Origin of the sequence: Prevotella intermedia ATCC 25611 = DSM 20706 (assembly GCF_001953955.1) — a bacterium.
GTDB lineage: Bacteria > Bacteroidota > Bacteroidia > Bacteroidales > Bacteroidaceae > Prevotella > Prevotella intermedia.
In genome coordinates, this window is record NZ_CP019300.1 from 1,519,218 (window position 1) to 1,532,305 (window position 13,088).

Below are 13,088 nucleotides of genomic sequence, written 5' to 3' on the forward strand. Positions count from 1 at the left end.
ATTTGCAATATATAAAAATAAATTGTGATGAAGTACCTACAAATAACATTTAAGGTTAGTCCAGATACCGAATTAGTGCGCGAACTCTTGGTAGCAATGGCAGGTGAAGCAGGTTGCGACTCGTTTTATGAGGAAGAAGATATGGTAAAAGGATATTGTCTTGAAGATGTTTTCGACGAACAAACATTGAAAGAAGGCATTTCCAACTTTATTCTACCCGATACAAAAATAGAATATAAGGTAGAAAAAGCCGAAGATAAGAACTGGAACGAAGAATGGGAAAAGGCAGGATTTGCTCCTATTATCATCAACGAAAGATGCGTTATTTGCAGTGTAAAGGAGGAAAATCCGCAAGCATTGATAGAGAATGCAGAAGGCAATAGCCCTTTAATTATAAGGATAGACCCTAAGCAGGCTTTTGGTTCGGGCACCCACGAAACCACACAAATGATTGTTGCACAATTGTTGGGTATGGATTTAAAAGGGAAAAACGTATTGGACTGTGGCTGCGGTACGGGAATCTTGTCGATAGTAGCAGGCAAATGCGGTGCAAGAAAGGTTTGCGGATACGACATTGATGAATGGAGTGTGAGGAACACGATAGAAAACGCTGCAACCAACAATGTAGTGCTTGAAGTAAAAGAAGGTAACAGAGAGGTTATAAACGACTTCGACGAGAAGTTCGATGTTGTTATTGCGAATATAAACCGTAACATATTGCTCGCCGATATGCCTGCTTTTGTAGAAGCAATGAAGCCCCAAGCAACCTTGATTCTAAGTGGTTTCTACGAAGAAGACGTTGCTTTGTTGGAAGAAAAAGCCGTTAGTCTTGGACTGAAAAAGAGTCAATGCCAAGCGAATCACTTATGGACGTGTTTGACATTTCATCGGAATTAGGTTCGGGAATGAGCAGTTGGGTCAGGTTATAGTAAGACCCATTAAAGATATTAAGGTCTACATAGCCTTTTATGCCTGGCAGTTTTCCGGCATCGGTATGTTGCCAAAAGAGCCATTTGCCAGGATATTCCATCTTGTCTACATAGTAGTGGGCAATCCAGTAAGGATAGTCGTCAAAGCGAGAATCGGACAAATATTGGTCTTTAAATTTATAATAGGTGTAAATAATAGGCTTTACATGGAACTTATCTTCTATGATATGCAACCATGTAAGAACGTTTTGCTGGAACTCTTCCGTACTGATGTCGGTTGGTTTTGTCTCTATATCCAGCACAGGGGGCAAGTCGCCTGGTTCTAAAGGCGTCATAGCCAAATAGAAATAAGCCTGACGACGGGGTGAAGATTTGTTGCTCCAGAAATGATAAGCACCACGAATAAGTCCTGCTTCCTTTGCATTAGCGAAGTTTGCACGGAAGTTTCTGTCTACGTGGCTGTCGCCTTCAGTAGATTTCATAAAGACAAATCGCAAAGGCGACTGCTCTATGAGCGCATTGCGAAGTCGTCCCCAATTCACATTGCCTTGGTGGTGGCTAATATCTATACCGTGTATTTCGTAGCCATCGGGATACTCGGGGTCGCCATAAATGGCTCGCCAGCGAAATCCTGACGGAGCAACCAAAAACAAATAAAGCAAAAAGCAATAAATAAAGGCAATGGATATGCCTCCAATCCACCATACCCTTTTGGGCATTTCACGCAATTTTGTGCGAAATTGGTTGATTGTCTTGAACATATCCATTGCCTTATCTTAATGCCATCGTTTCTTGTTTAAAAAACGAAGACTTCCTTACCTTGTTCCAATGCCAATGTTCGCGTTGTTTGGTCGCAAACATCTGACGGTCCCCAATACTGAACAGGACCAGGGTAAATGTAGCTTGTTTCCTTAGCCCACTTACTGCGCAACTTCACAAATTCCTTGAAAGGTGCCCCATCAAGTTCCACCAATGCTTTGCGAATAACAGGCTTCAATTCGCCATTACGGCGTTCGATGTTCATCATCATCGTAATAGGCACACCGCCAGCTATCCAGTCTTCTGCTTTTTCGGTTGTGTTCTTAATGATTGCCATATAGCCCGTTTTCCCGTTAGCAATAAGCTGAACCGCTGAAGTTCCGAGCGAATAGCAATAGTCTGCATCGAAGTTTGACGGAGCAGCACAACGACCTTCATAGCCCAAGAAGTGGTGCAATGTTGCAAAGGTGCCATTGTATTTGCCTTGTTTAGCCCACTTGTTCAACTTCATTGCCACCATATCAGAGATGAGTCTCTCGGTTTCTATGAGCGACACTTGTACGTTTCCGTGTGGGTCTCTATCAAGCGACAATTGGCGCGCAACACCTTCTGGGAGAGTTTCGAATGTAGCTTTGTTTCCTTCTGACAGATGTTCAATGATGTAAGCTCGCTGTGCATCAATGTCAAGGTCTTTATAATCGTTACCGTGTTCTGCCAACAAATCGTTCAGTTCTTCAATGAGTCTGCCGATTGAAGGAATAAACTCGATAAGTCCTTCAGGTATCAACACCACGCCATAGTTGCGCCCGTCATGGGCACGGCGTGCCACTACCGTTGCAATATCTTCTACTATATCGTTCAATGATAAATCCTTTGCTTCTATTTCCTCTGAAATCAAGCATATATTGGGTTGCGTTTGCAAAGCACATTCAAGCGCAATGTGTGAGGCAGAACGTCCCATCAACTTAATAAAGTGCCAGTACTTACGTGCTGAATTGCAGTCGCGCGCAATATTGCCAATCAGTTCAGAATAAGTCTTGGTAGCTGTATCGAAGCCAAACGATGTTTCTATTTGGTCGTTCTTCAAGTCGCCATCGATTGTTTTTGGACAACCGATAACTTGTACTCCATACTTCTTGGCTGCATAATACTCTGCGAGTACACAGGCATTCGTGTTTGAGTCGTCGCCACCTACTATGACAAGTGCCTTTATATCGAGCTCTCGAATTATCTCTAATCCTTTCTCAAATTGTTCTTCTTTCTCCAATTTGGTGCGTCCAGAACCTATCAAATCGAAGCCGCCCGTATTTCTATATTTGTTCATAAGTACGTCGGTAATCTCAATATAGTTGTGATCTACCAAACCACCAGGACCCATAAGGAAACCAAACAGACGGTTTTCAGGGTTTAACTTCTTCAGTTCATCGTACAAACCAGAAATCACATTGTGTCCGCCTGGAGCCTGTCCGCCTGACAAAATCACTCCGACATTTATTCTAAAAGATTCTTGTTTCTCAGCTGGTACGAACTCAACAAGAGGCATACCATACGTATTTGGAAATAATTTCTTTATCTCTTCGTGGTTATCTACACTTTGGGTAGGTTCTCCTTCTTTAATCTTTACAGCACCTTTAAGAGCCTTTGGTAGTTTTGGCTGATAGCTTGCGCGTTCCTTTTGCAAAGCACTTGTTTCCATACTCTAATTCTTTTTAAACGTTATTTTTGAAACAATCTATATTATAGATGCAAAAGTAATCTTTTAAAACGACAATTGGGAACAAATAATGGTAAAATAAACAAATAACGCTAATTTTCTTGATACATATTTGTTTTTGCTATTTTTTTATATTATCTTTGAATCTTCAAAGTGAGTTTACGGAAAGATAATTCTACAAAAAAATGGGAAATAAAAGAAATCTAAAGCGCACAATAAACTATATTTGTGGCGATTTATTTACAGAAGTCATAGCTGCATCGCTCTATGGCGACAATGTGAACAAAGAAAATATAGAAGCCCTTTTGACTTCTATTGTTCTTTTGCGCAATAATTACGTAGGTCGCATTTCACACGTTGAACCAGGAATGAAAGCAAAAGACTATTTCAAAGATTTGAGAGAGAAGTTCGATGCAGAAGCAAATGAAATAATTGACCAAATCTGCAACTTAGTATAATATGCTGAAAAAACTTGCTTCATGGCTTCTTTACAAGCGTATGAAATGGAAAAAGGAAGTAACTGTCGACTTCCCCGATAAGTTTATTATATGCCTTGCTCCACACACTAGCAACTGGGACTTCCTTATCGGACTGCTTTACAGCAGGGCTGAAGGCATAAAGAGCAACTTCTTAATGAAGAAAGAGTGGTTCTTTTGGCCTTTGGGAATATTGTTTAAAAGAATGGGAGGCATACCTGTTTTCAGAAGCAAGCACACCAGTATGACCGACCATTTAGCTGAACATGCGGTAAAAGCAGACTCTTTTGGATTGTGTATTACTCCTGAAGGGACACGTTCACTAAATCCCGAATGGAAGAAAGGCTTTTATTATATAGCATTAAAAGCTAATATTCCTATCTTTCTTTATGGATTGGACTACAAACAAAAGACCATTGTATGCAACCAATCTATTGTGCCAAGTGGAGATATTGAGGAGGATATGAAAACTATTAAACTGTATTTTAAAGACTTCAAAGGCAAACACCCAGAGTTGTTTACCATAGGAGAAATAAAAGAATGATGAAGAAACTTTTGACTCTCATACTGTGTACTATATTTTTTTGGAACGGATTTGCCCAAACAAATAAAACAGTATGGGGGAAATCTGAATATAAAGGAAAGCCATGGGTAGAGAATGTTTCTCGTCCAAACACTATAACAGACGGATTGAATGGCAGACATTTTTCGATTTGGTCATCGCATGGTCGTTATTACGATGCGAATAAAGGAGTCTGGAAATGGCAACGCCCTAATCTTTTCGGAACCACAGAAGACTTATACACACAAACCATTGTAATTCCCTACCTTTTCCCAATGTTGGAGAATGCAGGTGCTGTTGTTGTTTCGCCTCGTGAGCGCGATTGGCAGAAACAGGAAGTTATAGTGGATAACGACAACCCAAGAGCAAATGGTAAAGCTACTTATCAGGAAGTAAACAATAAAAAGAAATGGGGAGCTGCTATTGGTTCAGGCTTCGCATTTCATCAAGGTACATACGCAGACAGCGAAAATCCATTCGTAGCAGGCTCTGCCCGACAAATAAAATCAAGGAAACGAAACAGCAAACTCAGTCATATTTCCTATCAACCCATTATTCCCGAAGACGGAAACTATGCTGTTTATGTAAGCTACAAAACTGTTAAGAAGAGCGTAGACGACGCTGAATATATTGTTTTTCATAAAGGACAAGAAACTCGTTTCCACGTAAATCAACAAATGGGAGGCGGTACTTGGGTATATCTCGGTACGTTCGCATTCGACAAAGGTTGCAATATCTACAACCGTGTAGTACTGACCAACCGCAGCAAGCGCAGAGGTTTTGTTACCGCAGATGCTGTTCGCTTTGGTGGCGGTATGGGAAACATTGTTCGAGGAGGACAAGTCAGTGGCTTGCCCCGCATGCTTGAGGGCGCAAGATACTACACGCAATGGGCTGGTGCACCTCGCAATGTAGTCAGTAAAAGCAACGGAACCAACGATTACAACGACGATATAAACACACGTTCGCTTTATACAAACTGGCTTGCAGGCGGTTCTCCCTATATTCCTAATAAGGAAGGACTGAGGGTTCCAATAGAATTGACGTTAGGCGTGCATAGCGATGCTGGCGTGAAAGCTGACGGAACTACGGTTGGAACATTGTCTATTTGTACTACACAACAAGGAAATCCTACATTGGGGACAGGACTTTCACGCAATGCTTCTCAAGTTTTTGCCAACCAACTCGTAACAAATGCAAAGCGAGACATCGAAGGTACATTCAAGAAAGTATGGAACACGCGTGGCGTAAAAGACGCTAATTACAGCGAAACACGCTTGCCCGAAGTCCCATCGGCAATTATAGAGACACTTTCGCATCAGAATTTTGGCGATATGAGGTTAGGACAAGACCCTAATTTTAAGTTCACGCTTGCACGTTCCATTTACAAAAGCATTCTCCGCTATACGGCATCGCTTCATAAAAGACCATACATTGTTCAGCCATTAGCCCCCGACAACTTTAGAATAGAATACGTTTCAAAAGACAAGGTGCGCTTGAAGTGGAACGGAGTAAACGACCCTTTAGAGCCAACGGCAAAGCCAACATCGTACAATATATATATGGCAACAGGCACAAGCGGCTTCGACAACGGTATAAATGTTAATGGTAATTCATACGAAATAACATTAGAACCAAACGTATTGTACAACTTCAGGGTTACAGCGTGCAACCACGGAGGAGAGAGTTTCCCAACAGAAGTATTGTCGGCATACCATAAAGAAGGTGCAAAACAGACCATCTTGATAGTAAATGGTTTCCATCGCCTTTCCTCACCTGCCATTATTGACAATGATACGGAGCAAGGTTTCAACCTCGAAGCTGACCCAGGGGTAAGCTATGGCGTAACTGCGGGCTGGAATGGCAGACAAAGCAACTTCGATAGAACGCAGTTCGGCAAGGAAGGTCCTTCGGCTTTAGGCTTTGGAGGCGACGAACTTGCAGGGCTATTCATAGCAGGCAACAGCTTCGATTATGTGAGAACGCACGCCGAAGCAATTGCAACCAGTGGTAAATATAACATTGTGAGTTGTTCAAGCAAAGCAATTGAGAACGGCTATGTCAAACTTGAAAAGTATGCGCTCGTAGACTTGGCGTTGGGATTAGAGAAAAACGACGGGCACAGCCTTTACTTCTACAAGGCTCTCCGCCCTAATATGCAAACCCAAATAGCAAACTATCTAAACCGTGGTGGCAGAGTTTTTGCAAACGGTGCATACCTTGCCACCGATATGACGAGCAGCAACGAGCAGGAATGGCTTGCCAGATTCTTTAAGGTTTCAGCTGCGGGAAGCAACCAAAACAATTACAATGCGACTATCAATGGCTTAGGTTTACAATTCGATATATACAGAACTATGAACGAGCAGCACTACGGTGCTTATTCGCCCGACATACTTCAGCCTTCAGGTTCTGCATTTAGCGCAATGACGTATGCCGACAACACAAGTGCAGCAGTAGCCTATAAAGGTACCGACTTTCGCACTTTCGTTATGGCATTTCCATTCGAATGCATCAAGAACAGAGAGGTACGCAATAGGATTATGCGAGGCATCATAGCCTACTTGTTGAATTAACAAGGTGTCAATACCGAAGTTGAACATAAATAAAAACGAAGGATTATGCACAAAATTCAAGCAAATACATCTGGCACGAGAAGCATAGAGGTTAGCAACACGCACCTTGCAACCTTACAAAAATATTCGTTGTTATCCAATCTTATCGATTCTAACGGAGTGGTAGACGAAGTTGTGCTCGATAAACTGAAATTGAATGTACGCAGTTTGTTGGAGTCAGAAGCAGGGAAAGACAAAGAACTGCTCGACCTATGCTTAGATGTGATTTACCATCAGAATATGAAAGCATTGGGACTGAAGAATCTTGTAGACCTTTACAAACAATATAGCAAAGAACAGAAGTCTGAAGAACAACCCAAAGAAGGGCAAATTGAAGGAAGCGCATCATAGGGTTTTCCGCCCCACTTTTTAGGTGTTCAGAAAAATATGACGTCATTTTCAAGCAAATATGACGTCATATTTGACCAAATATGACGTCATATTTTTTATTCTGTCCTATCATATAGAAATATCGTATACATTTTAACGTGTTTTCCATAGGGCAAACAGAAATTTAAAAGAGGTAACATAATTTGAGTAACAATAGACCAACAAGAAGGCAAAACAAAGCGACACAAGTCCAAAACACAAAGCCTTCGCGAAAAGATTCAAGCACAGGAGAACAAAAGAACAAAGAGCACGAAGTTCGAACAACAACCTCACGCTTTATGCTCACCGACTTTCTGCCTACTACGAAGAAAGAGGTGGAGCTAAGGAAATGGAACGAATTAGACGTCATTCTGTTTTCTGCCGATGCCTATATAGACCACCCAGCCTTTGGTGCTGCCGTCATAGGGCGCACCTTGGAAGCCGCAGGCTACCGCGTTGCCATTGTTCCGCAACCTGATTGGCACGGCGATTTCCGAGATTTCAAGAAGTTAGGACGTCCACGTTTATACTTTGGCATTTCTGCCGGTGCAATGGACTCAATGGTAAACAAGTACACCGCCAACAAACGTTTACGCTCCGAAGATGCCTATTCACCCGACGGACGCCACGACCTGCGCCCCGAATACCCTTCCATAGTGTATTCTAAAATCCTTCGCCAACTTTATCCTGACGTGCCTATCGTATTGGGAGGCATCGAAGCATCGTTGCGCCGACTGAGCCATTACGACTATTGGAAAGACAGCCTTCGCAAGAGTGTGCTATGCGATTCGGGTGCCGACGTCATTATTTATGGTATGGGCGAAAAGCAAATCGTCAGCATTGCGCAAGAATTAGAGAGTGGCAGAAACATTAAGGACATAAAGGAAATACCACAAATAGCCTATCTTTGCAAGAAAGCAGAAATACCAGAAGGCATCAAGACTGACGACATTGTGCTGCACTCGCACGAAGAATGCCTGCACAACAAGAAGTTTCAGTCGGAAAACTTCAGACACATCGAAGAGGAATCGAACAAGAAACACGCTCAACGCATATTGCAAGAAGTAGACGGACAATACATCGTGGTGAATCCTCCCTACCCTACAATGAGTACGGCGGAGGTAGATGCGGCTTACGATTTGCCTTACACACGAGAGCCACACCCCAAATACAAGGGCAAGGTGATACCTGCTTACGAAATGATTAAGTTCAGTGTGAACATTCACCGAGGCTGTTTTGGTGGTTGCGCATTCTGCACAATATCAGCTCATCAAGGTAAATTCATAGCAAGCCGCTCAAAGGAGAGTATTCTGAAAGAAGTGAAACAGGTAATACAGATGCCCGATTTCAAAGGCTATCTGTCAGACTTAGGCGGGCCTTCTGCCAATATGTACGGTATGGCAGGAAAGAACCAAAAGGCTTGCGAACATTGCAAACGACCCAGTTGCATACACCCGGGAATATGTCCGAACCTGAATACAGACCATTCCAAACTGCTCGAAATTTACAGAGCAGTAGACGCGCTGCCTGGCATTAAGAAAAGTTTTATTGGCTCGGGAGTGCGCTACGACTTGCTGCTGCACGACAGCAAAGACGAGAAAGCCAATCAATCGGCACGTGAATATACACGCGAATTGATAAAAAAACACGTGAGCGGACGACTTAAAATTGCACCTGAGCACACGTCAGACCGTGTTCTGCAACTTATGCGCAAGCCTTCGTTCAAGCAGTTTTACCAATTCAAACGCATATTCGACAGGATAAACAAGGAAGAAAACCTGCGCCAGCAAATTATTCCTTACTTTATTTCGTCGCACCCTGGCTGCAAGGAAGAAGATATGGCAGAACTTGCAGTGATTACAAAAGACCTTGACTTTCACTTGGAACAAGTGCAAGACTTCACGCCAACGCCTATGACGGTTTCCACCGAAGCGTGGTATTCGGGCTACGACCCCTACACGCTTGAGCCCATATTCTCGGCAAAGACTCCTCACGAGAAGCTGGCACAGCGTCAATTCTTCTTTTGGTACAAACCCGAAGAGCGGAAAAACATTGAACGCGAACTGAAACGGATAGGCAGAAGCGACCTTATAGGAAAACTATACGACAACAAACCTTTCCACGGAAAGGTGAACTACGCCCCTAAAGCCATAGGAAGCAGCCCTGCCGACGACAAGAGAAGTCGCCGAAAAAAGCCGTACAAGCAAAACGATAATTGGAACAAGGGGAAGAAGAACAGAAGATAATTAAAAGAGAAATACTGTCTGTTTCACTACAAACAGGCATACTACAATAGAATACAAAGACAATGAAAGAATTTGAAACGTATGTTTTCGACTTGGACGGTACACTCCTCGAAACATTGAAAGACTTAGCTGCAAGTACCAACTACGCTTTACGAACACACAATATGCCCGAACATTCGATAGAAGATGTTAGAATGTTTGTGGGCAACGGCGTAAAAAAACTAATGGAAAGGGCAATTCCAAACGGCATCGAAAATCCACAGTTCGAAGACGTTTACGCTACATTCCGCCAACATTATCTGGAACACAACCTCGACACCACCAAACCATACGAGGGTATTCCCGAACTACTTGCCGAACTGAAGGCACGTGGAAAGAAACTCGCCATTGTGAGCAACAAGTTTTATGCTGCCACACAAGAACTTGCCCGACACTTCTTTCCCGACACCATCGAAGTGGCTATTGGCGATCGAGAAAATATAAAGAAGAAGCCAGCACCCGACACCGTGATAGAAGCCTTGCGCCAATTAGGAGCATCGAAAGAAACAGCGGTGTATATTGGCGACAGCGATGTAGACATTATGACTGCCAAAAACTGCGATATGCCTTGCGCCAGCGTGCTATGGGGATTTCGCGACAAGAAGTTCCTAACCGAGCATGGTGCTACTTTCTTCGTTGAAAAGCCGTCCCAACTACTTCCCGATTGATATAGCATTAGGAAGAATTTACTCATTCATACCCTCCTTTTTCTTATCAAAAAGGAGGGTATATTTTTTTGTTTTCTTCAATCTGCTGAATTTTCTACGTGTATGGAAGAAATTACTTACGTGTAAATAAATTCTTCCATACACGTAGAAAAATATTTATTTACACGTAAATAATTTCGCAAACATATTGTAAAACGATGCAAAGCATTCGTTTTTGAAATGTAAAACACTAACTATCAGACAACTAAAAACTTTAAGCAGAATACAAAATCTTGGACTACATAAAAGCAAAGCAAAAAGGAAACATTCATGAATCTGTATGAGCGTGAAGCGAGAGAGAAACGTATGGTTTGCCAATATACTGAAAAGGAAAAGAGGATATGTCAAAAATGAGCTTTTGGCATATCCTCTTTTCTGTGCATCGCACATCTATAAAATTTTAAAACTTAGAAATCATCATCAGTAATATCTTCCGCTTGTATGTCTAAATCTTCGGGGGTGGCATCGAAAGTAGTTCTGTAACTTTCTTCTATGAATTTATCGTCGTCGAACGAATCATCATCGTTGTCGTCGTCATTGTCTTTTGGGAAATCCTCATCATCGTCGTTATCGTCAAATTCACCCTTACTTACGACAGGTGTTTGCATATCCATATCGTCGAAATCCATATCAATATCCTCGGGTATGTCGGCTATCTCCTTTACGAAAATAGCTTCCGTCCAGCCACCTTTGTTTATTTCGAGCACCTCGTAACCTTCAGCAACCTTCTTTTCGTACAAGCCTCCGCTCTTCTTCAAACGGGCAGTTGGCAGCGTTGTCGTAGTTACTTCAAAAGCACCAAGAATAATGTCTTGAACGTTTTTGTCCAGACTCTCCCAGCCACCGCCGAAATTTCCCTCGAGCACATCTATGATTTTCCTTGCCGAAATGCGGTGTATGTTGTCCTTTGTAAGGTCAGAGATGCGGTTGATAGGCTTTTTCTTTATCGCCCATTTCACAACCGTGCTGTCGTCTAACTTAATTTGTCCAATTTTGTAGCCACGTTCTTCGTACTTGGCAATAACCTCAGGTCTGTCCACTTTCACTTCTTCGAGGGTAAAAGCACTCTTGATAACATCAAGATAATGGTTCTCATTATCCTTCAAATCAGCATCGCGCTCAGCCTGACTCCATAAGCGAAACACATCGTTCTCCTGTATATCCCAGACGGTAGACTTCGTTAAATTTTTTAATGATAGTGATTTTCCTTGTCGCTTCATATTCTTTTTATTAACAATACAATATTATAGATAGTGGTGCAAAAGTAAATACTAAAAACTGAACCTGCAAGAAAATTATAGTAAAAATAAATCTGCAATGAAAAATCGAGCAAAGTGGTTGGAATAATGAAATAGATTTCTTAACTTTGCATATACACACTTACATCGTACGGAATGGAACCATTAGCAGAAAGAATGCGCCCCCATACGCTCGACGAGTACGTCGGACAGAGCCATTTGGTGGGTAAAGGTGCCGTCTTGAGAAATATGATAGACTCAGGGCGCATTTCTTCGTTCATTCTGTGGGGACCTCCGGGAGTGGGCAAAACAACATTGGCGCAGATTATTGCCAACAAGCTCGAAACCCCATTCTACACTCTATCCGCCATAGCAAGCGGCGTGAAAGATGTGCGTAACGTGATAGAGAAAGCCAAGAACGGCAGATTTTTCAACTCGCCCTCCCCTATCTTGTTCATCGACGAGATACACCGCTTTTCCAAATCGCAACAAGATTCGCTGCTCGGAGCTGTCGAAAAAGGAATCGTTACACTCATTGGCGCAACTACCGAGAACCCCTCTTTTGAGGTCATCAGACCATTACTGTCAAGGTGTCAGGTATATGTGCTCAAGAGTTTGGATAAAGACGAGCTGCTAAAACTGCTCACCCACGCCATTACGAACGATGTATATTTAAAGGAAAGGAATATCCAGCTGAAGGAAACCGAAGCACTGTTGCGATACAGTGGCGGCGATGCAAGAAAGCTGTTGAACATTCTTGAACTTACGATAGAAGCATCGGAAAAAGGCGACGAAGTAGTTATCACAAACGAAAGCGTTGTAGCGTGCTTGCAGCAGAACCCCTTGGCATACGATAAAGACGGCGAAATGCACTACGACATCGTCTCCGCATTTATCAAATCGATTCGTGGAAGCGACCCCGATGCTGCACTCTATTGGCTGGCAAGAATGATAGAAGGAGGCGAAGACCCACAGTTCATCGCCCGCAGACTGATCATCAGCGCATCGGAAGATGTTGGATTGGCAAACCCCAACGCACTGCTTTTGGCAAATGCAGCCTTCGATACCGTAACGAAAATAGGTTGGCCAGAAGCCCGAATAGCCTTGGCAGAAGCAACGGTGTATCTTGCTGTGTCGCCAAAAAGCAATTCTGCCTATCTTGGAATAGACGCTGCATTGGCAGAAGTGCGCGCCAGTGGCAACCAACCCGTTCCGCTCCCGCTTCGCAATGCGCCAACAAAGCTAATGTCGTCGTTGGGATATAACGACGGATACAAGTATCCGCACGACTTTCCAGGACATTTTATTGAACAACAATATATGCCCGATTCGCTTACCGACAAGCGTTTTTGGCATGCACAACACTCTCCGCAAGAAGACAAACACTATCAATGGATGGTGCAATGTTGGGGAGACAGATATAAAAAATGAAAG

At 42.8% G+C, this 13,088-nt stretch carries 11 protein-coding genes; 8 read left to right on the forward strand and 3 right to left on the reverse strand.

The genetic code is table 11. The annotated features are described in order from the left end of the window. Positions 1–27 precede the first annotated feature (27 nt). Complete coding sequence (gene prmA / locus BWX39_RS06480; protein ID WP_028904976.1) at positions 28–897, forward strand: 50S ribosomal protein L11 methyltransferase; 870 nt, start codon at positions 28–30, stop codon at positions 895–897. On the opposite strand, the gene BWX39_RS06485 is transcribed toward prmA, so the two are convergent. Both BWX39_RS06485 and BWX39_RS06490 read right to left on the reverse strand, forming a co-directional pair. After that, a complete protein-coding gene (locus BWX39_RS06485) occupies positions 824–1,696 on the reverse strand; it encodes a glycoside hydrolase family 25 protein (RefSeq protein WP_028904977.1) in 873 nt (290 codons plus the stop codon). The genes prmA and BWX39_RS06485 overlap by 74 nt on opposite strands. A gap of 29 nt (positions 1,697–1,725) precedes the next feature. After that, positions 1,726–3,384, reverse strand: a complete 1,659-nt coding sequence (locus BWX39_RS06490) for a diphosphate--fructose-6-phosphate 1-phosphotransferase (RefSeq protein WP_028904978.1) — start codon at positions 3,382–3,384, stop codon at positions 1,726–1,728. 203 nt (positions 3,385–3,587) lie between these two features. Here BWX39_RS06490 and BWX39_RS06495 point away from each other — a divergent pair, with 203 nt between their 5' ends. The 6 genes from BWX39_RS06495 to BWX39_RS06520 all read left to right on the forward strand — a co-directional run bounded on the left by BWX39_RS06495 (position 3,588) and on the right by BWX39_RS06520 (position 10,377). Next, a complete protein-coding gene (locus tag BWX39_RS06495) occupies positions 3,588–3,860 on the forward strand; it encodes a hypothetical protein (protein WP_014709912.1) in 273 nt (90 codons plus the stop codon). A 1-nt stretch (position 3,861) separates the two neighbouring features. Next, the gene (locus BWX39_RS06500) at positions 3,862–4,422 is read left to right on the forward strand and encodes a 1-acyl-sn-glycerol-3-phosphate acyltransferase (protein ID WP_028904979.1); all 561 of its coding nucleotides are present in this window, start codon (positions 3,862–3,864) and stop codon (positions 4,420–4,422) included. Next, on the forward strand, positions 4,419–7,016 hold the full coding sequence (locus BWX39_RS06505; RefSeq protein ID WP_028904980.1) for a golvesin C-terminal-like domain-containing protein: 2,598 nt from the start codon (positions 4,419–4,421) through the stop codon (positions 7,014–7,016). Before BWX39_RS06500 ends, BWX39_RS06505 begins: the two co-directional genes overlap by 4 nt. 45 nt (positions 7,017–7,061) lie before the next feature. Continuing rightward, positions 7,062–7,406 carry a hypothetical protein gene (locus BWX39_RS06510; RefSeq protein WP_014709909.1) on the forward strand — a complete coding sequence of 115 codons (345 nt, stop codon included), beginning with the start codon at positions 7,062–7,064 and terminating at the stop codon, positions 7,404–7,406. Positions 7,407–7,588: 182 nt separating this feature from the next. Continuing rightward, positions 7,589–9,670: a YgiQ family radical SAM protein gene (locus BWX39_RS06515; protein ID WP_028904981.1), complete on the forward strand. Its 2,082-nt coding sequence runs from the start codon at positions 7,589–7,591 to the stop codon at positions 9,668–9,670. Positions 9,671–9,732: 62 nt separating this feature from the next. Continuing rightward, positions 9,733–10,377 (forward strand): HAD family hydrolase, encoded by a 645-nt coding sequence (locus BWX39_RS06520; RefSeq protein ID WP_028904982.1) that lies wholly within the window; start codon positions 9,733–9,735, stop codon positions 10,375–10,377. A gap of 446 nt (positions 10,378–10,823) precedes the next feature. Here the strand turns inward: BWX39_RS06520 and BWX39_RS06525 are convergent, their stop codons facing one another. Further along, complete coding sequence (locus BWX39_RS06525) at positions 10,824–11,636, reverse strand: hypothetical protein (RefSeq protein ID WP_028904983.1); 813 nt, start codon at positions 11,634–11,636, stop codon at positions 10,824–10,826. Positions 11,637–11,810: 174 nt separating this feature from the next. Between BWX39_RS06525 and BWX39_RS06530 the strand changes: the two genes are divergently transcribed. Continuing rightward, positions 11,811–13,085 (forward strand): replication-associated recombination protein A, encoded by a 1,275-nt coding sequence (locus BWX39_RS06530; RefSeq protein ID WP_028904984.1) that lies wholly within the window; start codon positions 11,811–11,813, stop codon positions 13,083–13,085. Positions 13,086–13,088: the final 3 nt, after the last annotated feature.